This window comes from Pantoea eucrina, from assembly GCF_020079945.1.
Classification (GTDB): domain Bacteria; phylum Pseudomonadota; class Gammaproteobacteria; order Enterobacterales; family Enterobacteriaceae; genus Pantoea; species Pantoea eucrina.
This window is the reverse complement of the sequence record NZ_CP083448.1, coordinates 1,919,470-1,945,879: the sequence shown is the minus strand read 5'-3', so window position 1 is coordinate 1,945,879 and position 26,410 is coordinate 1,919,470. Positions and strand designations below refer to the sequence as shown.

The 26,410-nt window shown below is 55.7% G+C and carries 29 protein-coding genes; 18 read left to right on the top strand and 11 right to left on the bottom strand.

The genetic code is table 11. The features are described from left to right. Window positions 1-11: 11 nt before the first annotated feature. From LAC65_RS09195 to LAC65_RS09185, 3 genes are all read right to left on the bottom strand, one after another. Window positions 12-404 (bottom strand): YgiW/YdeI family stress tolerance OB fold protein, encoded by a 393-nt coding sequence (locus LAC65_RS09195; RefSeq protein ID WP_039385083.1) that lies wholly within the window; start codon window positions 402-404, stop codon window positions 12-14. Window positions 405-615: 211 nt separating this feature from the next. Beyond that, window positions 616-789, bottom strand: coding sequence for a hypothetical protein (locus tag LAC65_RS09190; RefSeq protein WP_158448521.1), 174 nt, complete (start codon window positions 787-789; stop codon window positions 616-618). Between the two features lie 84 nt (window positions 790-873). Continuing rightward, on the bottom strand, window positions 874-1,050 hold the full coding sequence (locus LAC65_RS09185; protein ID WP_158086436.1) for a hypothetical protein: 177 nt from the start codon (window positions 1,048-1,050) through the stop codon (window positions 874-876). 978 nt (window positions 1,051-2,028) lie between these two features. Between LAC65_RS09185 and LAC65_RS09180 the strand changes: the two genes are divergently transcribed. Then, the gene (locus LAC65_RS09180; RefSeq protein ID WP_039385080.1) at window positions 2,029-2,217 is read left to right on the top strand and encodes a hypothetical protein; all 189 of its coding nucleotides are present in this window, start codon (window positions 2,029-2,031) and stop codon (window positions 2,215-2,217) included. Window positions 2,218-2,248: 31 nt separating this feature from the next. On the opposite strand, the gene LAC65_RS09175 is transcribed toward LAC65_RS09180, so the two are convergent. After that, window positions 2,249-3,460 (bottom strand): diguanylate phosphodiesterase, encoded by a 1,212-nt coding sequence (locus LAC65_RS09175; protein ID WP_039385077.1) that lies wholly within the window; start codon window positions 3,458-3,460, stop codon window positions 2,249-2,251. Between the two features lie 242 nt (window positions 3,461-3,702). On the opposite strand from LAC65_RS09175, the gene LAC65_RS09170 reads away from it, so the two are divergent. Beyond that, window positions 3,703-3,948, top strand: a complete 246-nt coding sequence (locus tag LAC65_RS09170; RefSeq protein WP_039385074.1) for a hypothetical protein — start codon at window positions 3,703-3,705, stop codon at window positions 3,946-3,948. 17 nt (window positions 3,949-3,965) lie between these two features. On the opposite strand, the gene LAC65_RS09165 is transcribed toward LAC65_RS09170, so the two are convergent. Continuing rightward, entirely contained in the window at window positions 3,966-4,628 is a 663-nt protein-coding gene (locus LAC65_RS09165; RefSeq protein ID WP_039385070.1) for a helix-turn-helix domain-containing protein, read from the bottom strand. A 140-nt stretch (window positions 4,629-4,768) separates the two neighbouring features. Here LAC65_RS09165 and LAC65_RS09160 point away from each other — a divergent pair, with 140 nt between their 5' ends. The 4 genes from LAC65_RS09160 to LAC65_RS09145 all read left to right on the top strand — a co-directional run bounded on the left by LAC65_RS09160 (window position 4,769) and on the right by LAC65_RS09145 (window position 6,334). Then, window positions 4,769-5,158, top strand: coding sequence for a hypothetical protein (locus tag LAC65_RS09160; RefSeq protein ID WP_039385067.1), 390 nt, complete (start codon window positions 4,769-4,771; stop codon window positions 5,156-5,158). Beyond that, window positions 5,139-5,429 carry a hypothetical protein gene (locus LAC65_RS09155; RefSeq protein WP_052246503.1) on the top strand — a complete coding sequence of 97 codons (291 nt, stop codon included), beginning with the start codon at window positions 5,139-5,141 and terminating at the stop codon, window positions 5,427-5,429. Before LAC65_RS09160 ends, LAC65_RS09155 begins: the two co-directional genes overlap by 20 nt. Before the next feature lie 88 nt (window positions 5,430-5,517). Further along, entirely contained in the window at window positions 5,518-5,922 is a 405-nt protein-coding gene (locus LAC65_RS09150; protein ID WP_052246502.1) for a hypothetical protein, read from the top strand. A 145-nt stretch (window positions 5,923-6,067) separates the two neighbouring features. Continuing rightward, window positions 6,068-6,334 carry a hypothetical protein gene (locus tag LAC65_RS09145; RefSeq protein ID WP_039385065.1) on the top strand — a complete coding sequence of 89 codons (267 nt, stop codon included), beginning with the start codon at window positions 6,068-6,070 and terminating at the stop codon, window positions 6,332-6,334. A 19-nt stretch (window positions 6,335-6,353) separates the two neighbouring features. Here LAC65_RS09145 and LAC65_RS09140 read toward each other — a convergent pair whose 3' ends face one another. Together LAC65_RS09140 and LAC65_RS09135 are read right to left on the bottom strand one after the other, a co-directional pair. Beyond that, window positions 6,354-6,593: a DinI-like family protein gene (locus LAC65_RS09140; RefSeq protein WP_039385064.1), complete on the bottom strand. Its 240-nt coding sequence runs from the start codon at window positions 6,591-6,593 to the stop codon at window positions 6,354-6,356. 308 nt (window positions 6,594-6,901) lie between these two features. Further along, the gene (locus LAC65_RS09135) at window positions 6,902-7,225 is read right to left on the bottom strand and encodes a DUF6388 family protein (RefSeq protein WP_039385062.1); all 324 of its coding nucleotides are present in this window, start codon (window positions 7,223-7,225) and stop codon (window positions 6,902-6,904) included. Window positions 7,226-7,372: 147 nt separating this feature from the next. Here LAC65_RS09135 and yedD point away from each other — a divergent pair, with 147 nt between their 5' ends. Continuing rightward, window positions 7,373-7,840: a lipoprotein YedD gene (gene yedD / locus LAC65_RS09130; RefSeq protein ID WP_039385060.1), complete on the top strand. Its 468-nt coding sequence runs from the start codon at window positions 7,373-7,375 to the stop codon at window positions 7,838-7,840. Window positions 7,841-7,880: 40 nt separating this feature from the next. On the opposite strand, the gene fliT is transcribed toward yedD, so the two are convergent. The 3 genes from fliT to fliD are packed head-to-tail and all read right to left on the bottom strand — an operon-like array spanning window position 7,881 to window position 10,070. Further along, entirely contained in the window at window positions 7,881-8,234 is a 354-nt protein-coding gene (gene fliT / locus LAC65_RS09125) for a flagella biosynthesis regulatory protein FliT (RefSeq protein WP_039385059.1), read from the bottom strand. 24 nt (window positions 8,235-8,258) lie between these two features. After that, window positions 8,259-8,639 (bottom strand): flagellar export chaperone FliS, encoded by a 381-nt coding sequence (fliS, locus tag LAC65_RS09120; protein ID WP_039385058.1) that lies wholly within the window; start codon window positions 8,637-8,639, stop codon window positions 8,259-8,261. 9 nt (window positions 8,640-8,648) lie between these two features. Next, window positions 8,649-10,070 (bottom strand): flagellar filament capping protein FliD, encoded by a 1,422-nt coding sequence (fliD, locus tag LAC65_RS09115; RefSeq protein WP_039385055.1) that lies wholly within the window; start codon window positions 10,068-10,070, stop codon window positions 8,649-8,651. A gap of 337 nt (window positions 10,071-10,407) precedes the next feature. Here fliD and LAC65_RS09110 point away from each other — a divergent pair, with 337 nt between their 5' ends. From LAC65_RS09110 to LAC65_RS09070, 9 genes are all read left to right on the top strand, one after another. Continuing rightward, on the top strand, window positions 10,408-11,667 hold the full coding sequence (locus LAC65_RS09110) for a FliC/FljB family flagellin (RefSeq protein ID WP_039385053.1): 1,260 nt from the start codon (window positions 10,408-10,410) through the stop codon (window positions 11,665-11,667). A gap of 152 nt (window positions 11,668-11,819) precedes the next feature. After that, complete coding sequence (locus LAC65_RS09105) at window positions 11,820-12,791, top strand: HNH endonuclease signature motif containing protein (RefSeq protein WP_224144704.1); 972 nt, start codon at window positions 11,820-11,822, stop codon at window positions 12,789-12,791. A 140-nt stretch (window positions 12,792-12,931) separates the two neighbouring features. Continuing rightward, a complete protein-coding gene (locus LAC65_RS09100) occupies window positions 12,932-13,654 on the top strand; it encodes an RNA polymerase sigma factor FliA (protein ID WP_039385048.1) in 723 nt (240 codons plus the stop codon). 48 nt (window positions 13,655-13,702) lie between these two features. Then, window positions 13,703-14,206, top strand: coding sequence for a flagella biosynthesis regulatory protein FliZ (fliZ, locus tag LAC65_RS09095; RefSeq protein ID WP_039385047.1), 504 nt, complete (start codon window positions 13,703-13,705; stop codon window positions 14,204-14,206). 129 nt (window positions 14,207-14,335) lie between these two features. Further along, the gene (locus LAC65_RS09090; protein ID WP_039385045.1) at window positions 14,336-15,322 is read left to right on the top strand and encodes a D-cysteine desulfhydrase; all 987 of its coding nucleotides are present in this window, start codon (window positions 14,336-14,338) and stop codon (window positions 15,320-15,322) included. Between the two features lie 164 nt (window positions 15,323-15,486). After that, window positions 15,487-16,287, top strand: a complete 801-nt coding sequence (gene tcyJ / locus LAC65_RS09085; protein WP_039385043.1) for a cystine ABC transporter substrate-binding protein — start codon at window positions 15,487-15,489, stop codon at window positions 16,285-16,287. Next, the gene (gene tcyL, locus LAC65_RS09080; protein WP_039385042.1) at window positions 16,287-16,955 is read left to right on the top strand and encodes a cystine ABC transporter permease; all 669 of its coding nucleotides are present in this window, start codon (window positions 16,287-16,289) and stop codon (window positions 16,953-16,955) included. The genes tcyJ and tcyL overlap by 1 nt, the downstream gene beginning before the upstream one ends. After that, window positions 16,952-17,704 (top strand): L-cystine ABC transporter ATP-binding protein TcyN, encoded by a 753-nt coding sequence (gene tcyN / locus LAC65_RS09075; protein WP_039385040.1) that lies wholly within the window; start codon window positions 16,952-16,954, stop codon window positions 17,702-17,704. Before tcyL ends, tcyN begins: the two co-directional genes overlap by 4 nt. 399 nt (window positions 17,705-18,103) lie before the next feature. Next, a complete protein-coding gene (locus LAC65_RS09070) occupies window positions 18,104-19,183 on the top strand; it encodes an acyltransferase family protein (protein ID WP_039385038.1) in 1,080 nt (359 codons plus the stop codon). Window positions 19,184-19,322: 139 nt separating this feature from the next. On the opposite strand, the gene putA is transcribed toward LAC65_RS09070, so the two are convergent. Beyond that, window positions 19,323-23,267 (bottom strand): trifunctional transcriptional regulator/proline dehydrogenase/L-glutamate gamma-semialdehyde dehydrogenase, encoded by a 3,945-nt coding sequence (gene putA / locus LAC65_RS09065; protein ID WP_039385036.1) that lies wholly within the window; start codon window positions 23,265-23,267, stop codon window positions 19,323-19,325. Between the two features lie 527 nt (window positions 23,268-23,794). On the opposite strand from putA, the gene putP reads away from it, so the two are divergent. Further along, on the top strand, window positions 23,795-25,279 hold the full coding sequence (gene putP / locus LAC65_RS09060) for a sodium/proline symporter PutP (RefSeq protein WP_039385031.1): 1,485 nt from the start codon (window positions 23,795-23,797) through the stop codon (window positions 25,277-25,279). A gap of 257 nt (window positions 25,280-25,536) precedes the next feature. Continuing rightward, on the top strand, window positions 25,537-26,370 hold the full coding sequence (gene efeU, locus LAC65_RS09055) for an iron uptake transporter permease EfeU (RefSeq protein WP_039385029.1): 834 nt from the start codon (window positions 25,537-25,539) through the stop codon (window positions 26,368-26,370). Window positions 26,371-26,410 lie beyond the last annotated feature (40 nt).

Genomic DNA, 26,410 nt, shown 5'->3' with positions numbered 1-26,410 from the left:
TCAGCCTGGTATCAGGGTTCATCAATGCGGGCGACTTTCAGGTGCGCGCTCTCGCCTTTGCCATAAACTTTACCGCTGACGCGGATTTTGTCCGTGGCGTCATAGGTTTTACCTTTGAAGGTTTCAGCAGGAGCATCGATACGTACGGTGCCTGAGCTGTCGCGGAACTGATAGCTGTGATCGCCCACTTTTTTGATAATGTAACCTTCAAGCGTTACATACCCGCCCTGACGGAAATCGCGGATCAGCGACACGCGCGTCTGACCGGTATCTTCCGATCCTTTATAGCCTGCATCTTCTTTATGCTGCGGCGGTGGCGTTTCACCCGCTTCAAATCCCCCTTTTTCAGCGTAAGCGCCAAAGCTCAGACACAGCATTACAGCAGCCCATGTAGTTTTGTTCATGTCACTCTCCTTGAAGTCAATCGACCCGTTAAGCCTGGCACAGGTTTCGCCAGGGAGCAGGGGCGCAGTGAAATTAATAGAGCAGCAGAACAAAAGGTATACAGCAGAGGGGGAAGCGTTATAGGGCTGCTTTTGCGCGGCCATAAAAAAGCCAGACCGGGTGCTGGCTTTTTTATGGCGCTGAGCAGCCGTCTGGTTATGCTCAGAGCGTTCAGGTCAGCGAGAGCCGGTTACTGATAACCCGATAACCTGAACTGGTAAATGCATCAGCATCGAGCGGCTCATTTTTGCCTGGCCCAAACCATTGCCGTTTATGCTCTCCCGCGTAATACCACACTTCCGGTTCCGTTGTGGCTGACTCCACCCAGTAATAGCCTTCCTGCATCGTCTTATCCTCCTGCGAGGAATATAGTCCAGCTGCGCTGCGCTTAACAGCATTGCGCGCCGTTCTGCACAGAAAAATGTGCCGTCAGCGCTCTTCAGGAGGCGTCAGTTTCTCGCTGAGAAGAACAAAGCCCGCGGATTTAAAGCGCGCCAGAGAGAGAGGTATCGGCTCCATCGGCCGGTAAAAGCCGCGCCCCGCATCCCAGAACCATACTTCTGGCTCAGTTGTTCTGCTACCCACCCAGTAAAAACCCGTTTCCATTAGTGCTCTCCAGAAATGAATGAAGGCACGCCTTCTTAAATTTCCGCAAAATGATGTATCAGGTAAAGTCGATAATCAATCTTGTTTACCGCTTCGCTTATTTTACAACTTACCTTTTGAGGCGCCGAATATCCTCTGCCTCTGCGCAACATACGTATCTGCATTAATCGAAACCGGGCTCCTGTTCATTATGAATCTGAATTTCATTTATCAGGCACGGCACAGCAGAAACCTGTCATCCGGCTTTTATGGCCACTTGCATAGGCTGCCCGATTAACGGCAACGCAGCACCAGAACAGCGCGAACGTTATCTGGCAGACCTGAATTTAGCGGCCGAAATCGATTTCACACTTTACACAAAGTCAGGCTAAGTTGTACAGTTTTTCAAAGTTGTACAAGTTTGCACTGGCTGTATAGAAGCGTCTGGCATCCTGCTTCTCTCAGCAAAAATGTATTGCCTTTCGTCTTATTTTTATACAAAAGAGAATGCTCTGCGCAGAGTAAGCTCATGACGGGCAGAACAAATTCGGGCTTTTTGAAAACAGATGAGTTTAAAATAAAAATACAGGGTCTCATCCGACCACATGAAATGTCAAAATATAACTTATACAGATAGAAGATGACTGTATAAGTTAGAGGGTCAGGCGTGACGCTATCTCAGACGCCTTGTTATCGTGCGGGCTCAGCCTGAGCAGGGCGCTGAACCAGTAAATAAGCGATGAAGATAAATAATTAACAGCGTAATAATTTACGAAGAACTGCAGGAATAAAACGTTGCAGGGTTGAAGGTAATTTATAACAGCCTATTACCGCAGTAGATTATCCTCTGCGCTTTAAAATTAAATCTATTTTGCAGATAGCTGGCAGGACGACGAGCAGAGTATCAATATATCCCGTCCGGAGTGACAGCTGCTACACTTAACGATGTCGCGAACGGCGGCAGTGAATGTCAGTTCTGCAACAGAGGCGATCAGGCTTATGAAAGATGGATATTACTGGGTGAAAGATGGCGAGCGCTATCCGGAGGTATGGTTCTATCAGCGGCAGTTTGGCTGGTTTCGTCCCTGCAGCGCGGTGCCGATGACGCAGCGCACCTTTGAAATGATGAAATATGTCATTCTGAGCGAGCCGCTTGATGCGCCTGCAAAGCAGCTGCAGGCGCAGTGAATTGTTGCCAGAGATGCACTTCAGACTGAGGCTATCTGATTTCAGGCCACGCAATTGACGGGAATCCATTCAGCGCCGGTCGCGCAAACAGGTAGCCCTGGAACTGATTAATACCGGCTGCCTCAAGCCACATCCACTCTTCCGCTTTTTCCACGCCCTCGGCAACCACGGCAATTTCCAGTGAGGCGCAGCATTTAATAATCGCGTGGACGATTGCCTGTTTTGGTCCGCTTTTATGGACGTCGCAGATAATTTCACGATCGATTTTTATTTTATCAGGCTGAAACTTTGCCAGCAGGGAGAGGCCGGCAAAGCCGGCACCGAAATCATCCAGCGCCAGACTGATACCGGCAGCTTTTAACTTCCGCACTTCTGCCGTGAACGCATCAGCGCGCGAAATAATTTCATTCTCCGTGACTTCAACCACGATCTGTTCAGGAATAAGGCCGCTGGCGTGGATCTCTGCGAGCAGAAAATCCACGGCATCAGGCACGGTGACCAGCGACATCGGCAGCAGATTGATGGTGAGCGTATGCTGCCCCAGGCCGAGCTTGCTGGCGAGATTGAAGGCCAGGCTTTTTGACTGAATATCTGCCCGGTAAATAGCATCACCGCCGAAAGCAGCAAAATACTCTTCTGGCGCACCGCCGGTAGGCGTGCGGATCAGCGCTTCATAGGCAGCAATACGGCGTGAAAAGGGATCAACAATAGGCTGGAAAGCAAAGCGGCAATCCTGAATCGAGTGCTGAAAATCGTTCAGCTCACACAGCGTCGACTCATCCGCGACAAACTCCCACGTGTTCGCCGGCGGGATTTCAAAATAGTTCTCTTTTTCACGCGCCTCTACAAAGGTGCGTAAAAACCGCAGCGCACGATCGTCGTAAGTCAGCTGGTGACGCGAGGTGCCTTTATCGAGTACGGCCTGCAGCACGCGGCTTCTCTCATGCTGACGCAGATCAAACAGCTCCATACCGGTATTACCAAAGCGGCGCGCCGGCGCGAAATCATGCATCAGCTCGACCAGATTATGATGACGGGCATCCTGGCGAATACGATCATAGATATGCCTGACAGTGCGATCGGGTCCTTCCAGAAGCTGAAAGAAATGCCGGCCGTCGAATAACAGAATGCCGGTAATGTCCGACAGCGCATTTTTGGTGTTTGCGCGGGCCACGATATCTTCAAGAACTCTGACGGGAACGTGTTCATCGAGATGGCTGCGGTAAAGAATAGTGGTCAGCATGCAATTGTCCTGCCGGAACGTTATTTAAGCTCTTACATTAACCGTCGAACGGGCCGGGATGTCCAGCGCACAGAGGCTAAATCAGCATAATATTTACCGATTTATCTGATAAACGTAGCGGCAAAACAGGGGTCAATTCAATTTATCAATCGGTCGAAATGAATCTGCATCAACGATAAATATTTTCGATTGAATGGATTAATAAAAAGCGTATCTTAAGCCACTTTAGCCGGAGGAATAAAATGTTACGTGATTACCTGAAACTGGAATCAGAAGATCGTCTTGTTGAGCAGGATAAACAGACAGCCCGGAACGATCGGGAAGCCATTACCCGCTGGCAGATCACAGACAGCCAGGGCAGGGCAAAAGGGAGCGTCGTGCTGAGCGACAAATTCAACACCCGCCGCTCATGGAACGTGAACTACCGTATTACCCAGATGGATGCATCCGGCCGCATCGTTATCGATCGCCTGACCGATACGCTGTAGCGGGCCGGTGTGGGGTTTTACTGGCCGCCAGCGTGATAGTGCCGGCGCATTTCAGCCAGTACACCGATAATCTGCACCTCATGTTTGTCCGTACTGAGTACGGGATAATCTTCATTCACCGGGCGCAATAAAAAATGCTCTTCATTTTGTGAAGGGGAACGCACGCGCAGCGTTCTGACCAGCGCCTGCCCGGCATACAGCGCCAGCACCACCTCACCGGGCGCTGCAGAGCGTTGTGGTTCGAATATCAGCAGATCGCCGGGCAGAAAAGCTGGCTGCATGGAACGATCGTCCAGCTGAACGGCGACGGCGACGGCGCTGTCGCTTACCGCACTGTCACAGTAGAGAAAGCGATCGGCTTCCCGCTGCAGCTGCAGGCGGGTTTCATCCAGCCAGCCGGTAACCTGCTGCAGTGTCAGCAGCGGCACAGCCCGCACGCTGCTGTGGCTGCTGACAACCGCAAAGGGTTCCCCCTCACCATCAAACAGCCATGCCGCCGGGCACTGCAGCAGCTCTGCCAGCCGGAGCAGATGCTCGCCACGCGGCAGCGTCTCATTTTTTTCCCATTGTGAAATAGCCACGTGCGAGACGCCGACGTCTGCCGCCAGCTGCTGCTGGGTCAGTTTCAGCATTTTACGGCGTTCGCGAATGCGCTGGCCTGGCGTTTCCTGATTTTTCATCTTGACAACTCCTGAAAGGTTTACTTAAGTATACTTAAATTAAATGATTAAAGTAAACTTAAAATACACTGATCGTATGACTGGCAAGGGGAGGCCAGTGTATTCCGGGCGGAGCCCTTGCCAGTACTGAGAGGTAAGGCATGGAGAGTAGTCTCATCACCAGCGTTGGCGCACTGCTTCTCGGCGGTGGTGCAGCAGCGGTGTTCTGGAAACCATTACTGGCCGGGATTGCAACCATCGTAACCAGCAATCGTGCAGGCGGGGAGATTATCACCAGTTACAAAGAGCAGGTGATGTTACTGAAAGAGAGTCATGCGCTGATGCGGCAGGAGAATGATGAGTTGCGCATTCGCCACGATCGCAATTTGCGTCGCATCTCTTCGCTGGAGACCGATCTGCGCCTGATAAAAAATGCGCTGGGCATTTTGCTGGCAACGACTGAGACCGATCACAGCGATAAATTTCGCAGTCAGATCAATCAACTGATTACCACGCTTGAGGAGAACCGTGATGGTGCAGATAAACAGTGAATTCACGATCAGAAATCACCGGCGTCAGCTGCTGCTGGGGGGAATGATGCTGCTGTTATCGCTGATATGCATTGCCATGACCGCGATGTTTATCTACGTCAGCAATGAAGCCAACCAGCGCGTCGAAAATATCCGGGAAGAGTACCGGCAAATCTCTGACCGCCGCGAAGCGCGGGTGGCCGAACTGACAGAACAGCTGGCAGACCTGCAGCTAAAAATTGACGGAATAGTGGTGCGTGAAAAGGCCAGACCGGCTAAACGCAGCAGCTAGCGGCAGGGAAGCAGTGATGAATATTACCCGTCAGATCGCGGTATGGCTACGGCAGCGGCGGTCGTTAACCCGAAAGAAGGAGAGTACCATGAGCGAACAACAGAGCGTTAACCCGGCAGCAGCAGCGGATCCACACGATGTTTCTCCGCTGGAGAACTTTGCTAACGAGACGGCACCGGCCAGCCCGGCGGTAACGGAAGAGGTGGCGACGAGCGCAGAGGCGGCCGCGACACCAGAGGAGAGCGTACCGGCTGATGCAACACCACAACCTGTGGCAGGCGATCCCCTGACGACGGCCTCTGCCCGCGCGGATGCTGCGCCGGCAGAGGTGGCAGCACCTTCTCAGACAGAGGGAGCGTCACCCGCCGCAGCGGCGCTGGATGCCGGGGTGAAAGATTTTGTCCAGGCGTTTACGTTTGTTGAACATGGCGTGAGCCAGCTGGGAGAGGCTGCCAAAGCGGAACTGATGACGCTGGCGCGCAAATATCTCTGATGCGTAGCTATCTGTACTGACAGGGATGTCAGCCCCGGCCTGAAACCCACTTCCGACTATTCTTAATGCGGCTTCGCTATTATCGACTATCTTTAATCACTCAGACGTTATTTTAACGGGCAAAACAAGCAAAAAGGAAAATAGCATGAGCGATTCAGAAGCGATTAAAACCAAACCTGAGTACCTGCGTGATGTTACCTCACAGCTTAAAGAGATGCGTCACTACGCGCAGACCAACACTGAAACGCTCTCTGCACACTGGCTGGCCTTTGATGCCGGCGAGTACAAAGATAAAGAGTATGCGGGGCGATTTGAGCAGCTGATCAATGAGCAGAGTAAACTGCTGGAGAATATTGACCAGACTATTCAGGATTTAGAGATTGCGGTTAACCATATTGAGCAGGAGAGCTAACCGCACACGGCAGGGTGGCCTAGTCGGCCACCAGCCACATATCCGCCTCATCAAACATCTCTTCGACAATGCGCGCAACGGTCGCTTTATCGTTTTTGCTTAAATCGGTATCGATTCCGTTGCGCTCCATCGGTTTTACCCGCACTTCAGCCTCCGGAAACACGCGCTGTACCCGCTTTTCGAGCTCAGCCTGAATCATCTCGCGCGCGCCGGGCAGGCCAGCGACGTTACGCTTGTCATAAATCAGCTCTACAAACATCAGAACCATCCATCAAATAAGGTCAGGGCATCATATTACTGTAAATAAAAACAGTAGCAAGGGGTGCGGACGGCACAGGCGGAAAAAAGTGTACGCATCAACGGAGTGAGGAAAAGCGCCGGAAAAAGCCGGGGAAAAAATGAACCTCTGGAAGTGGAAAACCAGCACCACTTCCAGAGGTGGCGCAAACGCACCATTCGTTAAGGGACAATCCCTGACGGTTGTCATGCTGCGTAACTTATACAAAAACATGTCTTTGTACAACTATATTTTTCGTCTTGTACAACTTTACCGGCTATAACTCAGCGTTACAGCTCATTCTTTATACAAAACTCTTCCCACGTCATACCCAGCGCCTCAGCGTGCGTCTTCAGATAGGCTTCAATCGCTTCTGCGGCCACTGCCTTATCCGGCTCGGCGAGCTGAATAGAGAACAGGATGCCATCCAGCTTTTTCTGCCGGATAAAGGCCGCGTAGATCCGTTCGGCATGCCAGTCGCGCAGTTCACGCAGTGACATATTCGCCGCGCGGGCATCGCTTTCGCTCAGCTCATCCAGCGCGGCCTGAAAGGTGGGGTGGGCGGTGAAAAACAGGCTGCGCGCCAGGCTATAGTACTCTTCAGGGGTTTTCATGCTCGGTTCCGGGTCATTAACTCGGCGCATAGTGTAACTGCAACCTGCCGCGTTGTCAGGCGCGCCGGGTTTTGCTGCAGATCGCTTGCCTTACGCCTGAGAAAAATTATACCGTAGCCGCCATTAACGCGAGGACAGGGAATCAAAATGAAAAAGTGGATCGTGCTGGCCGCCGTCGCACTCAGCGGGTGCGCGCAGATTAACAGCTACAGTGATGCGGTAAAAACCCCGGCGCCGGCCGCGCTGCAGGGTAACTGGCAGACCGTGGGGCCGCAGAGCAAGCTGATCAGCGGCCAGGCGCTGGGCAGTCTGATTATCACTGCCGACGGCGACACGCTGGATTGCCGCCAGTGGCAGCGCGTCATTGCCAAACCGGGCAAGCTGACCCGCCTGAGCGACCGCTGGGTTAACGTCAACCGTCAGTCGCGCGTGATGCCGCTGGTGCTGGAAAACGGTGGGCTGCAGTATGATGGTCTGCGCCTGCGCAAAGTGGAACAGCCGACCGTAGAGTGTCAGCAGGCGCTGGCGGAAGTGGCGCAGCGGCCCGATGAGGCGGTGATTCAGGATATTGAGCCAGAGCTGATGAAACCGGTTGCGGCGCATACCGCGCAGTAATGCAGTAAGAGACCCTCTCCCGGCGGGAGAGGGCTGGCATTCAGCCCTGCGGCAGCCAGACGTCACCCTGCTGACCGTAAGCGCGCATCACCGACTTCTGTACGGAGGACTGGCTGACCAGCCGCGTCAGCTCATCCATCCGCGCCTGCAGCAGGCGTTTGACTTCGCTCTCATTATCCAGAATATGACGCAACACCGGACGCAGCTGCTCCTGTAGCTGGCCTGACGGCGGCGCGGTTTCCGTACTCTGCGCCAGACGCTCCACCGCACTGACGTAATCCATTTCGTGAGTAATTAAATCGTCCCACTCGCCGCGGCTGGCGTGGCGCAGCATGCCGTGGCTGAGGGTGAGGATCTGCTGATAAGCCAGCATCAGGTGCGGGGCAGTATTCATAACATAGCGTCCTAAGAATTAAGATTAAGCGACTTCTTTCCAGGCATCAGCGATATTGCGCAGCAGGGTTTCCACCTCTTCCAGCGCTGCCACGTCGTTGCGGATGTTTGCCTCCACCAGACGGCGCACCATATAGGAGTAGAGGCCGATAAGGTTCAGCGTCAGCGCATCGCCCGACGCTTCATCCAGGCCCTGTTTTAGGCCGGCCTCGATAATATTGATCGCTTTCGAAATGGCGCTGCCTTTGCCCGCGATGTTGCCATCCTGCATAAACAGACGCGCGCGCACCACGGCGCTGACGGCGCCATCAAACAGCAGCGTCAGCAGCTGCGGCTGAGTGGCGCTCATTACGGCGCTCTCAACGCCAATTTTTGCATAGGCCTGCGTGCCATTTGCCCCGTACATGGTCACTCCTTATTTGTTCGAGCTGCTGGTCATGTTGTCAAACTGCTGCGTCAGGTAGTCGCTGGTGCTGTTGAGCTTGCTGACGGCGAGATCCAGCTGGGTAAACTGGGTTTTGTAGCGTGCTACTAAATCGTCAATACGTGTGTTCATGTCGTTATATTTCTGCGTCAGCTCATTCAGCGTTTTGCTGACGCCATCTTTGGCGCTCTGGATTGGCCCTTTACTTGAGAGCCAGGTCGTAAGATTACCGGCCAGGCGCGTGGTGATGCCGGTTTTTTTCCCGTCGCCAACGATCATCTCTTTGATACCGTCCGGATCTTTCGCCAGCTCGGTTTTCAGCTTGCTGTCATCCAGCGTGAGCTTGCCGGAGGTGGGATCGGAGGTAATACCAATCTGCGCCAGCGTTTTATAGGCGGAAGCGCTGGCGGAGTTGGTCAGCAGCCCCTTGATCTGCGTCTGAATGCTGCGCAGGGTGCTGTCGCCGACCAGCGCGCCGTTGCTGCTATCCTGCGCGTCGGCGCCTTTTTCCACCGCGGTATATTTGGTCAGCGTGCTGAACTGATCGAGCAGCGTGTTGTAGGCGTTAACAAAGTTGGTCACCGCAGTGGTGGCTTTTGACGTGTCCTGCGCCACGGTCAGCGTCTGGCTGCCGCTGGTGGTCGCGGTCAGATTCAGTGAGATCCCCTCCAGCGCGTCGCTGATGCTGTTGCTGCTATTAGTGATCGGAATATTGTTTACGGTGAGCTCTGCGTTCTGCGCCGCGACGCTGACGCTGAGCTTGTTGTTCGCTGCGATATCGTTCTCATCAAAGCCGACCACTGCCTGCAGCGTGTCGTCGCCGCTGACGCTGACCGCCGAGACGGCATTTGCCTCACCGGTTTTGGTCGCGGTCAGCGACAGGCGGTATTCGCCCTCGTTGCTCTTAATAATGCTGGCAGAGACGCCGGCGTTCGCTTTATTGATCGCATCGCGCATGCCGGTGAGCGAGGTCTGGTCGCTGGTGAGTGCAATATCTTTGCTGCTGCCGTCGGCAAGCTTAAGGGTCAGGGTGCGGCTGGCGGCGCTGTCGCCGAGCACGCTGCTGTTACTGCTCTGCGACGCAGAAGTCAGCGTCTGCGCCTGCGCCAGCTGCGTCACGTTAATCGTGTATTTACCTGCCACTACGCTGCCGGAGGTGGTGGCGCTGAACGCCGTACTGCTGCTGGTTGCGGTGGTGGCGCTGAAGACGTCGGCGCTGTTGAGCGCGCTGTTAGCGGTCTGAAACGCGGTCAGCGCGCTGGAGAGCGTGCCGTAGGCGCTGAGCTTTGCGGTATAGGCGCTCTGCTGGGTGCTAATCGGCTTTAAGCTCGCTTTTTCGGCGGTGGTTAAGCTATCGAGAATATCGCTAAGCTTCAGGCCTGAGCCGACGCCGAGGGAAGAGATGCTGGCCATATAGTGTCCTTTTCCTGTCGCTGCAAAGAGTGAATAGCGCAATTATCGGCGTCAACGCGGCAAAGTTTAGAATTAATCACCGCTGAGTGATAAACGGAATAGAGGGGCGTAACCGAGGTAATTCCGGCGCTAAAAAAAAGGTTAAGCGGGGCTAAAGAAGTGCAGGCGGGTGGCGATAACCAGAAGCATGGCAGGTGAAGCGAAAAAAATTCACCCGGTCCTAAAAAAAATCTAAAGGTTGTTCAGGGGCAGACGATAACAACTTTGACGGCGATGAAGCCGACGGGTTGAAGCCCACACCTTAACCGAAAGACTTGATTAAACAGGAAACTTTATCATGGCCCAGGTCATTAACACTAACAGCCTCTCGCTGATCACTCAGAACAACATCAACAAAAACCAGTCTGCTCTCTCTTCTTCTATGGAGCGTCTGTCATCGGGTCTGCGTATCAACAGCGCGAAAGATGACGCAGCAGGCCAGGCTATCGCTAACCGTTTTCAGTCCAACATCAAAGGTCTGACGCAGGCAGCCCGTAACGCCAACGACGGTATCTCAGCCGCGCAGACTACTGAAGGCGCGCTGTCTGAAATCAACAACAACCTGCAGCGTATCCGTGAGCTGACCGTGCAGGCGCAGAACGGCACCAACTCCGATTCTGATAAATCCTCTATCCAGGACGAAATCAAATCGCGTCTGGATGAAATTGACCGCGTATCGCAGCAGACCCAGTTCAACGGCGTAAACGTGCTGGCGAAAGATGGCAACATGAAAATTCAGGTGGGTGCTAACGATGGCCAGACCATCTCAATTGACCTGAAAAAAATTGATTCAAACACGCTGAAATTAGACAACTTCAACGTGACCAACATGGCAACTACCGTTAAGAATGGCTCCACCGGAAATGTACAGATCGCGGTTACAAGCGCCGTATCTGACGATGATAATGCTGCTCCAGAAACTGTAACCAGTTTGGCAAAAAATTCTAACGGTGATTATTTCGCAACTACCAGTTCAGGTACTTACGCAGCAACCGTAGATAATAAAACCGGTACTATCAGCTTCGATTCAAGTGGTACCAGCTTAAGTCCAACTGGCACTACTGCAGTTACCACCATCGGCAAAGATGTAACTTTAGATACTACTGCTGTTGATGCTGCCAATAAATCATTGGTTACTTATAAAGATGAAGCAGGTAATGATAATTATCTGGTCCAGACCACTGATGCTAACGGAGATTCAACGTACGAAGCAGCAACAATTAATGCAACTACAGGCGCAGTAACTGCTGGTGCATCTGTTGCTACACCTGCTAATTTTAATGCTAACCCACTGGCTAAACTGGACTCTGCCATTGCTGATATCGACAAGTTCCGCTCTTCACTGGGTGCGGTACAGAACCGTCTGAACTCAGCGGTAACGAATCTGAGCAACACCACCACTAACCTGACGGCTGCTCAGTCCCGTATCCAGGATGCGGACTACGCCACTGAAGTGTCAAACATGTCTAAAGCGCAGATCGTTCAGCAGGCGGGTAACTCCGTGCTGGCGAAAGCGAACCAGGTTCCACAGCAGGTTCTCTCTCTGCTGCAGGGCTAATCGCTCACTGCGTAAGTATCAAAACCCCGCTCCGGCGGGGTTTTTTTTACCTATAAAACCGCAGCTGTCCGCTACAGCCTGCCGCCGCGCAGCCGATAATCTGTTACAGAACCATTCCGCTATAGGTCACGTTTTCCACTCAGGGAGGGGCGATGCGCTTCAACTACGATCTGTTACCGGGTGAGCTGCTCACGTTTGATGAGATCGCGCTGCGTTATGCGCAGCAGCATCCCGGCGAGAAGGCGCTCACCGCACGCGGCCTGCTGAGCCCCCCGGTGAGCTATCGCCATCTGACGATCCGCGCGCTGTTTGCGCAGCAGGCGCTGAACAGTCCGCTCGACGAGCTGCTGTTTATCAGCGATGACAACGAGCACAAAAATTATCTGCGCCGCTTTGAGCGCTATCTGAAAACGCAGCAGGCGTTTCTCTATTTTCGCCGCAGCGACGATGCCAGCCAGGCGGGGCGCTGGAAAGTGATGGGCGAGAGCCGGGTCTATGCGATGCTCGATCCGCATTCGGCGGCGGCGCAGAACCTGCTCACCAGCCGGGGCTACCGGCTGGTGCTGATGCGTCAGCAGGAAGAGGAAGCGTACTGGCAGCTGTTTGACGCGCAGGCGCACCCCTGTTTTCCGCTGTCGCGCGCGGTGCAGTTTATCGTGGTGCTGAGCACGCCGCAGCAGCCGGCACCCGCCGCCGTCATGCCTGGCACCGAAGTCGGGCGGCGGGTGAAAACCCGCGTGCTGCAGCACGCCAGCCAGGCGGCGTTTCTGGCGGCGGTAAAAGCGCGCTACGGCGCCTGCGTCATCACCGGCTCGCCGCTCACTGAACCACACGGCTGGCCGTGGGTGGAGGCGTGCCATATCAACACCGACGAGAGCGAGGCGGGGCTGCTGGCGGATAACAGCGTCGATAACGGCCTGTTTTTACGCAGCGATCTGCAGCGCCTGTTCCGCAATAAACTGATTAGCATTGATGGTGAAACCGGACAGGTGATGCTCAGCACGGCGCTGGAGAGTGAAGCGGCGGACGGCTTCGCTTATCAGCTGCTGGCGGGCAAAATCTGCGCGCTGTGGCCCGCGGTGCCGCCTGCCACAAGGCAGCGGCTGCAGCAGCGCAACGGGTAGCGTCCGTAACGGCGGTGTTCGCCACCGCCATCCATCACTAATTTGAAATAACCTCGCTTTTGCCCGCCTATTCTGCCAATCGAAACCGCTACAGAATTGGATAATCATGCCGATAACTTAATTAACGCAGGGTAGTCAACGTGAACGATCTCTATACCGCCGGCGGCGTGATGGATAAACATTCGCTCTGGCAGCGCTACGTTCCCCTCGTGCGGCATGAAGCGCTGCGTCTGCAGGTGCGCCTGCCGGCCAGCGTGGAGCTTGACGATCTGCTGCAGGCTGGGGGCATCGGACTGCTGAATGCCGTGGAGCGCTACGACGCGCTGCAGGGCACCGCCTTTACCACCTACGCCGTGCAGCGTATTCGCGGCGCCATGCTGGACGAACTGCGCAGCCGCGACTGGGCACCGCGCAGCGTGCGGCGCAACGCGCGCGAGGTAGCCGGTGCCATGCACCAGGTGGAGCAGGCGCTCGGCCGCTCAGCCTCGGAGCAGGAGGTGGCGCAGCAGCTGAACGTGTCGCTGGAGGAGTACCGGCAGATCCTGCTGGATACCAACAATAGCCAGCTCTTCTCCTATGACGAGTATCGGGAAGAGCACGGTGACAGCGCAGAGCTGGTGACAGAGGGCCATGAAGAGGCGAATCCGCTGCATCAGCTGATGGAAGGGAATCTGCGTGAACGCGTGATTGACGCAATCGAGGCGCTGCCCGAACGCGAAAAGCTCGTGCTCACACTGTACTACCAGGAAGAACTGAACCTGAAAGAGATTGGCGCGGTGCTGGAGGTGGGAGAATCCCGCGTCAGTCAGCTGCACAGTCAGGCGATTAAACGCCTGCGTGCCCGGTTAGCGGGAGCGCGCTGACAGACTCAGTCCTGGGGAAACAAAAATAAAAAAACCGGGGACTCAGCGATGGGAGCCAAAATTAAAGTCAGGCCATTAAGTCGTTATCTTAAAGACTATAAACATAGCCAAAGCAACTGTTCACACTGTGGCAAAGTATTAGATCGTATGGCGCTGGTGTTTCGTGGCCAGATCATCAATAAAGAGGCGATAGCCCGCATGGACCAGATGATTGACGATCAGGTCTGGACGAAGCTGCAGCCCGAACTGACAGCGCTATGCCGTTTCTGCAGCGATATTTTTTGTAATACCCATCCGAACTACTTCGACATCATGGCGTTTAAACAGTATCTGTTTGAACAGACCGAGATGAACCACAGTACGATTCGAGAGTATGTGGTGCGCCTGCGTCGACTTGATGACATGCTGAAAGCGAGAAATTTCCCGGCAGAAAATCTATCCGGCAACAGCTGGCATGAGTGTCTGCAGCACGATCTGCCCGATGCCGGTAATAACAACTACCGTATTGCGCTGCGTAAATACGATCAGTTCCTCGGCTGGCAGCGCGGCTGATCAATGATTAATGTCCGCTGCGGCGATCTGTGCCGCAGCGGGCTGCTGCTACCCCGCAATTCCGGATGCGCCTCAGCGCATCTTCTGCAACACTACAGGGATATCTTCACACTGCCCTGGAGGCCTGCATTGTCCCTACATCTTCTGCACCAGTTTCCGCGTCTTGAGCTGCTTGGCGCACCTACGCCGCTGGAGCATCTGCCGCGTCTGTCCGATTACCTTGGCCGCGATATTTTTATTAAACGCGATGACGTTACGCCGGTCGCGCTGGGCGGCAACAAGCTGCGCAAGCTGGAGTTTCTGGCCGCGGACGCGCTCCGCCAGGGCGCGGATGTGCTGCTGACCGCCGGTGCGATCCAGTCCAATCATGTACGCCAGACGGCCGCAGTGGCGGCGCGGCTTGGCCTGAAGTGCGTGGCGCTGCTGGAAAACCCGATTGGCACCACGGCAGAAAATTATCTCTCCAACGGCAACCGCCTGCTGCTTGATCTGATGGAGGTGGAGACGGAGATGGTGGCGGCGCTGGATAATCCGCCGCAGCAGCTCAGCGACTACGCAGAGCGTCTCGAAGCGCAGGGGTATCGCCCCTATATCGTGCCGGTCGGCGGCTCGAATGCGCTGGGCGCGCTGGGATACGTAGAGTGCGCCCAGGAGATCGCCCATCAGAGCGAGGGCGTAGTGGATTTCGCGGCGGTGGTGGTGGCATCCGGCAGCGCCGGTACCCATGCCGGTCTGGCGGTAGGGCTGGAGCAGCTGCTGCCGGAAAGCGAGCTGGTTGGCGTGACAGTGTCACGTAGCGTGGCCGCGCAGCTGCCGGTGGTAGAGCGGCTGCGCAGCGCGCTGGCAGAGCAGCTTGAGCTGAAGCCGCAGGCGACGATCACGCTCTGGGATGAGTACTACGCGCCGCGCTATGGCGAACCCAGCGAAGAGGGCATGGAGGCAGTGCGCCTGCTGGCACGGCTGGAAGGTATCATGCTGGATCCGGTCTATACCGGCAAAGCGATGGCCGGTCTGATTGACGGTATCAGCCAGAAGCGCTTCCGGCGCGAAGGGCCGCTGCTGTTTGTACATACCGGCGGCGCACCGGCGTTATTTGCTTATCATCCTTCGGTATGAGACAGGCTGACGAAACGCTCTATAATCGCTGCCACAGACAGGCGTAACGTCACCACGGAGATGCAATTTCTGTGGCGTTCATAATAAGACTACGCTATCTGTTACAGGGTGCGTCACGCGACGCACCTGCACTGACACACACAACAGATAATAACGGGGTAAACATGGCTTTCTCTCTGATTCGTCGCCCGCTGGCGATGGGAATGATGGCGGTGGCGCTGCTCGCAGGCATCAACGCAAAAACCTTTGCCGCTGAAGATTTGCTGGCACAGATTAAAAATAAAGGCGAGCTGCGCGTGGGCCTTGAAGGCACCTATCCGCCGTTTAGTTTCCAGGATGAGCGCGGCAAACTGACCGGCTTTGAGGTGGAGTTTGCGCAGGAGCTGGCACAGCATCTCGGCGTAAAAGCGGCGCTGAAGCCGACCAAATGGGACGGTATGCTGGCGTCTCTGGATTCAAAACGTATTGATGTGGTGATAAATCAGGTCACTATCTCCGATGAGCGTAAAAAGAAGTATGACTTCTCCACGCCGTACACCATCTCGGGCGTGCAGGCGCTGACGCTGAAGAAAAACGCCGGCACCATCACCAAACCTGAGGACCTGGCAGGGAAAAAAGTGGGCGTGGGCCTCGGCTCCAACTATGAGCAGTGGCTGCGTGATAACGTCAAAGGCGTCGATATCCGCACCTATGATGATGACCCGACAAAATATCAGGATCTGCGCTCCGGCCGCCTGAACGCCATTCTGGTCGATCGCCTGGCCGCGCTCGATCTGGTGAAGAAAACCGGTGACACCATGGCCGTAGCGGGCCCGGCGTTCTCGCGCCTGGAGGCTGGCGTGGCGGTGCGTAAGGGTAACGACGATCTGCTGAAAGCGATCGATCAGGCGATGGCAGAGATGCAGAAAGATGGCTCGCTGAAAAAACTCTCTGATAAATGGTTTGGCACGGACGTGACGAAATAATGCTGGAGAGCGTACATCTGGTGCTGGATTCAGCACCTTTTTTACTTAAAGGGGCACTGTTTACGCTGCAGCTAAGCATCGGCGGGATGTTCTTTGGCCTGCTGCTGGGCTTTATTCTTGCCCTGATGCGTCTGTCCCGCTTCTGGCCGGTGAACTGGCTGGCGCGCATCTATGTCTCGATTTTCCGCGGCACACCGCTGATCGCCCAGCTGTTTATGATCTACTACGGTCTGCCACAGTTTGGCATCGAACTCGATCCCATTCCCTCCGCGATGATTGGCCTGTCGCTGAACACGGCAGCCTATGCGTCAGAGTCGCTGCGCGGCGCCATCGCCTCTATCGAGCGCGGGCAGTGGGAAGCGGCAGCCAGCATCGGCATGACTCCATGGCAGACGCTGCGCCGGGTGATCCTGCCGCAGGCGGCGCGTACTGCGCTGCCGCCGCTCGGCAACAGCTTTATCAGCCTGGTCAAGGATACCTCACTGGCAGCCACTATCCAGGTGCCGGAGCTGTTTCGTCAGGCGCAGTTAATCACCTCACGCACGCTTGAGGTGTTTACCATGTATCTGGCCGCCTCGCTGATCTACTGGATCATGGCGACCGTGCTCTCCGCGCTGCAGAACCGCCTTGAGGCGCACGTTAATCGTCAGGATCGGGAGGAGAAATGAGTGCAATTGAAGTCCGCCAGCTGGTGAAAAAATTTCACGGGCAAACGGTGCTGCACGGCATCGATCTCGACGTGGCTGCCGGAGAGGTGGTGGCGATTATCGGCCCCAGCGGCTCGGGAAAAACCACGCTGCTGCGCAGTATCAATCTGCTGGAGGTGCCGGATCAGGGCACTGTGACGGTAGGCGGCATCACCATTGACGCCAGCCTGAGTCTTAACAAACAGAAAGAGAAGGTGCGTCAGCTGCGCCAGCAGGTCGGGTTTGTGTTCCAGAACTTCAATCTGTTCCCGCATCGTTCAGTGCTGGAAAATATTATTGAAGGGCCGGTGATCGTTAAAGGTGAGCCGAAAGCAGAATCGCAGGCGCGGGCACGTCAGCTGCTGGAGAAGGTCGGGCTGACGGGTAAAGAGGCGAGCTTTCCGCGCCGGCTTTCCGGCGGGCAGCAGCAGCGGGTAGCGATTGCCCGCGCGCTGGCGATGCGCCCGGAGGTGATTCTGTTTGATGAGCCGACATCCGCGCTCGACCCGGAGCTGGTCGGCGAGGTGCTGAATACCATTCGCGCCCTGGCGCAGGAGAAACGGACGATGGTGATCGTCACGCATGAGATGAGTTTTGCGCGCGACGTGGCTGACCGCGCTATTTTCATGGACCAGGGGCGCATTGTGGAGCAGGGGGAGGCCAGAACCCTGTTCAGCAATCCGCAGCAGGCACGTACCCGACAATTCCTGGATAAATTTCTTAATCAGTAATATTCAGGGCCGGTTCGCTGGCCCTTATTTATTACGCTGCTATCATATCCCTTCGCGTTTCTCTTATCCTTTTGGTGCATAGTCATATAATTGTCTTATTGCTAAATTATTAACTGGCTTCTCTGTTTGCAGATTGCTCTTAATTAAACAGCAGCTTTTCTTACTGATTATTTTTCCTGAATCACGGTTTATAACTCTCTGCGCTGCCTCAGACAGATGTAAATGCATTTTGATTAACGTAAAGTCTTGTTACATCAGGGCCAGTAAAGACAATTTAGGACTTTCGCCAGATACACTCCCCGCAGTGCTGTTGAATAATCGTTTAATAACCATAACTCGCGAACTGATTATTAATGCGTTTATCTCTTACAGACCTACACAGCTTTAGGAGTCAAACTGATGAAAGATAACGGGAAAAATGATATAGGCTGGATAAATACACTAAAAGGTGCCTGTATTTTGCTGGTGGTTCTCTACCACACCGTATTACCGGGATTTGAAACAACGATAAAATATTTGAGTGCCGGCTGGTTTCCGGCAGAAATATGGGTGCAGTTTAACACGGTACTGTCGCCATTACGTATGCCGGCATTCTTTTTTGTTTCCGGCCTGCTGGCGACCAACGGCATTTTAAATCGTTCATGGAAACAGGTATTTACCAGCCGTATTACCAATCTGTTTTATCTCTATATTTTGTGGGGCTTTATTCAGTGGTGGTCAATTGTCGGGATTTCCACAGAAATCACCGGGCAACGCATTTCGCAAAATCTTAATGCGGCCTATGCCGGTTCACTGCTGGAGTTTCTCAAGCTGACGTTTATGGCGATGAGTACCTCCTGGTATTTGTATGGTCTGGCGATCTACTTCCTGTGTGCGAAAATTTTCCATCAGCAGAAAATCGCGCTGCTGGTTGTGGCGGTGGTACTGAATTATCTGGCGGTGGAAAAAATCATTCCTTACTGGGGGCCGCAGAGCGTCGCACAATATTTCCTGTTCTTCCTGCTGGGTGCATTCTGGAGCCCAATGATGCTGCGCCTGAGCGAGCTGCGCCGTGAAAACCTGCTGCCGTGGGCGGCACTGGCCGCGCTGACGGGACTGCATGTCATTATGGGCCTCGATAAGAGCCTGTTTATGTGTGTCATCGCCGTGCTGGTGAGCGTGGCGGCCTGCCGCTGGCTCAATCAGCATTTCAGCATGCGTTTTTTCAACTGGGTAGGACGCAATACGCTGCAAATCTACGTTATTCACCGCATCTTTATTGAGTTTTTTGGGATGTCGGCAATTCTGTTTGCCCAGCGCCATCACCTGTTTGAGCAGGCGTGGTTCTCTGTGCTGTGGGCCTGTTTCTATCCGCTGGCCATCGTCGGGATCTGTTCGCTCTGTTCAGTAGCCGTCTGGTCACTGACCAACCGCGGCCTGGGCCAGTCGCTGTTCCTGTTCCCGACGCTGATCGGCATGAAGCGTCGCAAAGCAGCGTAGGTAAATCCAGAGGCAACAATGCCAACCCCTGGGGACGCATTTATGCGTCCCTGATGCGTTTATGCTTCCCTGGCGTCCCTGGCAAACCCGCAATAAAAAAGGGCCCGCAGGGGGCCCTTTACTGTGATGAACCGGGGGTTTAACCGATGGTCATCAGACTGGCGTTGCCGCCTGCTGCTGCGGTGTTGACGCTCAGCGAGCGTTCAATCAGCAACCGCTCCAGCAGCAGATTGGTTTCTCCGCGGGCAAAGCCCTGGACGGAAACAATGGCGCCCTCGCGTGCAGCAATATCGGCACACAGCGTACGCAGCTGATCGGCATCACCGTGATAGATCACCGCATCAAACTCACCGGACAGGGCATCTTTGGCCAGCCGGATGCGCTGCTGTACTGCCGGCGGCAGCGCTTTCAGCAGGGCACGATGCAGCTCATCATCCTGCCATAGCGCCTGACTGCCGACGCTGGTTACCGCGGCCAGCTGGATCAGTGCATCCTGCTCATTATCGGCCAGGCAGAGCACGCGTTCGCGCGGCAGCAGGCTGAAGGTGTTGCGCTCGCCCGTCGGGCCCGGCAGCAGACGCACCGTGCCCGCCTGCGACAGCTCATCGTAACGCTGACACAGCGCCTGCAATGCTGGCTTATCCTGCGCCCAGTTCTGCAGCGCCTGGTGCGCGCCCATCAGCGTTGTACGCACGCTGCTGTCGACCGGCTGCTCAGCATCCTGACGATCGAAGGTCAGGCGCAGCGCGCCATCCGGACGATGTGCCAGCAGGCGATAGAGATAGAGCGGGCCACCCGCTTTCGGGCCGGTACCGGAGAGGCCTTCGCCGCCAAACGGCTGCACGCCTACTACGGCACCGACCATATTACGGTTTACATACAGGTTGCCAACGTGCGCATTCGCAGTAACCTGAGCGATGGTTTCATCAATACGCGTATGGACGCCAAGCGTCAGGCCATAGCCGGTGGCGTTGATCTGCTCAATCAGCTGCGGCAGGCTGCTGCGTGAGAAGCGCACCACGTGCAGCACCGGTCCGAAGATCTCTTTATCGAGATCGCTGACCTGATCCAGCTCAATCAGCGTAGGTTTGATAAAGGTGCCGCTCTCCCACTCTTTACGGTCCTGCGCATTCTCCTGCACCGCCTGATAAACGGTAAAGCCTTTGTTGCGCATTGCCTGAATGTGACGCTCAATGCCCGCTTTCGCTTCCTGGTCGATAACCGGACCGATATCAGTTGAAAGGCGTTCCGGATTGCCCATGCGGCACTCCGCCATCGCGCCGCGCAGCATTTTAATGGTGTGATCGGCGGCATCTTCCTGAATACAGAGCAGACGCAGTGCCGAACAGCGCTGGCCGGCGCTGTCAAACGCTGAGGCAACGATATCCACCACCACCTGTTCGGTGAGGGCAGAGGAGTCAACGATCATGGCGTTCATGCCGCCGGTTTCTGCGATCAGCGGCGTCGGACGCCCCTGCGGATCGAGACGGCCGGCAAGATTACGCTGCAGCAGCGTCGCCACGGCGGTTGAGCCGGTGAACATGACGCCGCGCACGCGCTCATCGCCGGTGAGCTGTGCGCCCACGGTTTCACCCTGGCCGGGCAGCAGCTGCAGCACGCCGGCGGGAACGCCTGCATCCAGCAGGATCTGCACCGCCTGCGCCGCGATAAGTGGCGTCTGCTCAGCCGGTTTTGCCAGCACGCTGTTACCGGCAGCAAGCGCGGCGGCAATCTGGCCGGTAAAGATCGCCAGCGGGAAGTTCCACGGGCTGATACAGACTACCGGACCCAGCGGACGATGCGTTTCGTTGTCGAAATCATCGCGTACCATACCGGCGTAGTAGTAGAGGAAATCGACCGCTTCGCGCACTTCGGCGATGGCATTGTTGTACGTTTTGCCCGCTTCGCGCACCAGCAGACCAATCAGCTGCTGCATCTGCGCTTCCATCGCCTGACCGGCACGCTCAAGGATCGCCGCGCGCTCGGCTGGCGGGGTCGCAAACCAGATCGGTCCGGCGCTGACCGCGGCATCCAGCGCGGCAGAGACTTCGGTTTCGGTGGCTTCACGCACGCTGCCGACCACGTCAGCCGGCGCCGCCGGGTTCAGTACTGGCTGGCTGACACCCGTTTCCAGGGTGCCCTCGATCATCGGCTGGGCCACCCATGGCTGGCTCGCGCTGTTCAGCAGGGCGCTGGAGAGTGAGGCGAGGCGATGTTCATTTGCGAGGTCGAGACCCGCTGAGTTCGGACGCTTGTCGCCATAGAGATCGCGCGGCAGCGGGATCTTCGGATGTGGCAGACCCACGGCGCCTTCGGCTGCACCCATTTTTTCCACCGCTACCACCGGGTCGGCAACCAGCTCATCTATCGGCAGGCTCTTATCGGCAATCCGGTTGACAAAGGAGGTGTTGGCACCGTTTTCCAGCAGACGACGTACCAGGTAAGCCAGCAGCGTTTCATGCGTGCCCACCGGCGCGTAGATACGGCAGGGGCGGCTGAGTTTGCCATCGGCCACTTTGCCTACCACCTGTTCATAGAGCGGCTCGCCCATGCCGTGCAGGCACTGGAACTCATACTGACCCGGATAGTAGTTATTACCCGCCAGATTATAGATAGCGGCCAGCGTGTGGGCGTTGTGCGTGGCAAACTGCGGGTAGATCTGGCTCGGTACCGCCAGCAGTTTGCGGGCGCAGGCGAGATAAGAGATATCGGTATATACCTTGCGGGTATAAACCGGATAGCCTTCAAGGCCTTCCATCTGCGCGCGCTTGATTTCGCTGTCCCAGTAGGCGCCTTTCACCAGACGGATCATCAGGCGGCGACGGCTGCGCTGTGCCAGATCGACCAGCGAGTCGATCAGCATCGGGCAGCGTTTCTGGTAAGCCTGAATCACGAAGCCAATCCCGTTCCAGCCTTCCAGTTCAGGCTCAAAGCAGAGTTTTTCCAGCAGATCCAGCGACAGCTCAAGGCGATCGGCTTCTTCGGCATCGATATTGATGCCGATGTCATAGGAACGCGCCAGCAGCGTCAGCGATTTCAGGATCGGATAGAGCTCTTCCATAACGCGATCGTACTGGGCGCGACTGTAGCGTGGATGCAGTGCAGAGAGTTTGATCGAGATCCCCGGGCCTTCATAGATGCCGCGGCCGTTGGAGGCTTTACCAATCGCATGGATCGCCTGCTGATAAGAGAGCAGATAGGCTTTCGCATCGGCGGCGGTCAGGGCCGCTTCACCGAGCATATCGTAGGAGTAGCGGAAGCCTTTCTCTTCCAGCTTGCGGGCGTTGGCCAGCGCCTCAGCGATGGTCTCGCCGGTAACGAACTGCTCGCCCATCAGGCGCATCGCCATATCCACGCCTTTGCGCACCAGCGGCTCGCCGCTTTTACCGATAATACGGTTCAGCGAGCGGGACATGCTCGCTTCGTTATGGGTTGAGACCAGGCGTCCGGTAAACAGCAGGCCCCAGGTCGCGGCGTTCACAAACATGGATGAGCTGCGGCCCAGGTGCGACTGCCAGTTGCCGTTGCTGATTTTGTCGCGGATCAGCGCGTCACGGGTAGGTTTATCCGGAATACGCAGCAGCGCTTCTGCCAGGCACATCAGCGCCACGCCCTCCTGCGAGGAGAGGGAGAACTCCTGTAGCAGGCTTTGCACCATTCCGGCGCGTCCGGTTGCACCTTTCTGGTGACGCAGTTTGTCGGCAAGGCTATAAGCCAGCTGATGGGTTTTCTCTGCCAGCGGAGCGGGCAGGCGTGCCTGCTCCAATAGCATCGGCACCGCTTCCGTCTCGGGCCGGCGCCATGCAGCGGTGATCGCGGAGCGGGTAACCGACTGCGGCAGAATGTGTTCAGCAAAGTCGAGGAACGGCTGCAGACTCTCTTCGGGCAGGCTCTCTTCCGCCGTGGTTTCGCTGGCCTGCAGGGGAATTTCCGGCAGGGTTTCGCCCGCTTCAAGCTGGGTTAAGTAATTGAAAATAGCCTGCTTAATCAGCCAGTGAGATGTGCGATCGACCTTCTGTGCTGCCAGCTTAATGCGCTCGCGGGTGGCTTCATCCAGCTTCACCCCCATGGTAGTTGTTCCCATGAATTCCTCGTCTTGAAAAATAAATCAACATCAGCGTGGGCTGCACTATCACTCATGTTGCAACTTTGTGCAACCGTGTTAAATGTGACCCAGGTTGCATGCCTGAAAGCCGTTTGTTTGTTAACTGTAAAGAAACGGCACGTTTCTTGCTGCAAGAATCTCGCCAGAGTTGCAACCGGGTTCACTAAACCGCAAAAAGCCGCGTTTCTGGTGCAACCAAAAGTTTGAACGGGCGCAACCTTTGAGCAAAGAAATGAGAAAGAGAGGTGAAACCCAGGTAACAGCTGTGTTAAATCCATTGTGCGCATCGCACCTTTGCGGCAGGATACCGCGCCTTAAGAGAAATTCGCTTCTCTGGCGGCGGTAACGCGCAGTGGCCACCCCGTTCCGGTGCTGCCGCGCTGATTCGACTGCCGTGACAAAGAGGGTAAGTGATACGTCGCGCCAGGGAGACGCCCGGCTAATGCTGCTGAGGCAGGGCGGGCAAAGAATTTCTCTTAAGCAATTACATAATAAGTGGAGAGAGTATGAGTATAAGTACACCAATGCTGGTGACCTTTATTATCTATATCCTTGGGATGGTGTTGATAGGGTTTATCGCTTACCGGTCAACAAAAAACTTTGATGATTATATTCTGGGCGGCCGCAGCCTGGGCAGTTTTGTTACGGCGCTCTCAGCCGGTGCCTCCGATATGAGTGGCTGGCTGCTGATGGGCCTGCCTGGTGCCATCTTTCTGTCCGGCATCTCTGAAAGCTGGATCGCTATCGGCCTGACAATTGGCGCCTGGCTGAACTGGAAAATTGTGGCGGGTCGTCTGCGCGTGCAGACCGAGCATCACGATAATGCGCTGACGCTGCCTGACTTCTTTACCAGCCGCTTCGAAGACAAAAGCAAGCTGCTGCGCGTGATCTCCGCGGTGGTTATCCTGATTTTCTTCACCATTTACTGCGCTTCAGGCGTGGTGGCCGGTGCGCGCCTGTTTGAAAGCACCTTTGGTATGGATTACCAGACCGCTATCTGGGCGGGCGCAGCGGCCACCATACTCTATACGCTGGTGGGCGGCTTCCTGGCCGTGAGCTGGACCGATACGGTGCAGGCGACGCTGATGATTTTTGCGCTGATCCTGACGCCGGTGATTGTCATTATCGCCGTAGGCGGCTTTGATGATTCACTGACGGTGATCCGCGAGAAGAGCATCGAGAACCTCGATATGCTCAAGGGGCTCAATTTTGTCGCGGTCATCTCGCTGCTGGGCTGGGGGCTGGGCTACTTCGGGCAGCCGCATATCCTGGCACGCTTTATGGCGGCAGACTCTCATCGCTCCATCCGTACTGCGCGTCGCATCGGCATGGCATGGATGATCTTCTGCCTGGCGGGCGCGGTTGCCGTAGGCTTCTTTGGTATCGCCTACTTCCAGAATAACCCGGCGCAGGCCGCAGGCGTCACGCAGAATGGAGAACGTATCTTTATTGAGCTGACGCGTATTCTGTTTAACCCGTGGATCGCCGGTATTCTGCTTTCGGCCATTCTTGCTGCGGTCATGTCCACTCTGAGCTGCCAGCTGCTGGTCTGTTCAAGTGCGCTGACGGAAGATCTCTATAAGGGCTTCCTGCGTAAAAATGCCAGCCAGCAGGAGCTGGTATGGGTCGGACGTGCCATGGTGCTGCTGATTGCACTGATTGCTATTGCCCTGGCATCCAATCCGGATAACCGGGTGCTGGGCCTGGTGAGCTATGCATGGGCTGGCTTTGGCGCGGCGTTTGGTCCGGTGGTGCTGTTTGGTGTCTGCTGGAAGCGCATGACGCGTAACGGCGCGCTGGCGGGAATGGTAATTGGTGCCGCGACGGTGCTGCTGTGGAAACAGTACGGTTACGCTGAGCTGTATGAAATCATTCCAGGCTTCATCTTTGCCAGCATCGCGATTGTGGTCTTCAGCCTGACGGGCAAAGCACCTTCCGCCGCCGCGCAGCAGCGTTTTGCCGCTGCGGAAGCGGAATACCAGGCAGATTAAGGTATTCGCGCGGTGCGTTGCGGCACCGCCATCAAAAAGGAGGCACAGTAATGTGCCTCCTTTTTACGTTGAGGCGTCAGGCAACGTGATCCTGCCGACCTTTCTGAACAGTCATCCCCTGACTTCTCCCCCCTGTGCAGCAAAATAATTTCCCGCAGTGACTTGTTTTTTCTGCAGCGATAATGATAATCGATATCGTTCGCGCTTTACGTTTTTTTACGACAGATTTACCCTGCTAAACACTTAAGAGGCAAACGATGTTTGTTCCGTTTCTCATTATGCTCCGTGAAGGTCTGGAAGCGGCGCTGATTGTCAGCCTGATCGCCAGCTATCTGAAGCGCACCGGACGCACCCGGTGGTTCCCGGCGATGTGGGGCGGGGTGATAGCGGCCATTGTGCTCTGCGCGGGACTGGGTATCGCCATCAATGCCACTACCGGTGAGTTTCCGCAGAAGCAGCAGGAGCTGTTTGAAGGCGTGGTAGCGCTGATTGCGGTCGTGATGCTGACCACCATGGTGTTCTGGATGCGCAAAGTTGCGCGCAGCATGCGCCTGACGCTGGAGAAGTCAGTGGATCAGGCGCTGGCAAAGCGGGGCGGCAGCGGCCTGCCGCTGGTGATTATGGTGTTTCTCGCCGTAGCGCGCGAAGGGCTGGAGTCGGTGTTCTTTCTGCTGGCGGCCTTTACGCAGGATGTGGGCTATGCCCCACCTGCGGGCGCGCTGCTTGGCCTGCTGACCGCAGCGCTGCTCGGTACGCTGATCTACTACGGCGGCGTCCGGCTTAATCTGGCCCATTTTTTCCGCTGGAGCAGCCTGTTCATTCTGTTTGTAGCCGCCGGGCTTGCGGCCGGCGCAATCCGCGCTTTCCATGAGGCGGGATTGTGGAACCACTTCCAGGCAACGGCGTTTGATATAAGCAGCGTGCTCTCTGTGCACTCTCTGGCCGGTACGCTGCTTGAAGGCCTGCTCGGCTATCAGGAAGCGCCCAGCGTCAGTGAGGTTGCAGCCTGGCTGCTCTATCTGGTGCCGGCGCTGCTGCTGTTTTTTTTCCCGGCGCCTTCTGCTCCGGCTGCCGCACGCAGCCTGCGCTAATCCCGATTGTTTTAACCTGACTCTTTAACACGGATACCAT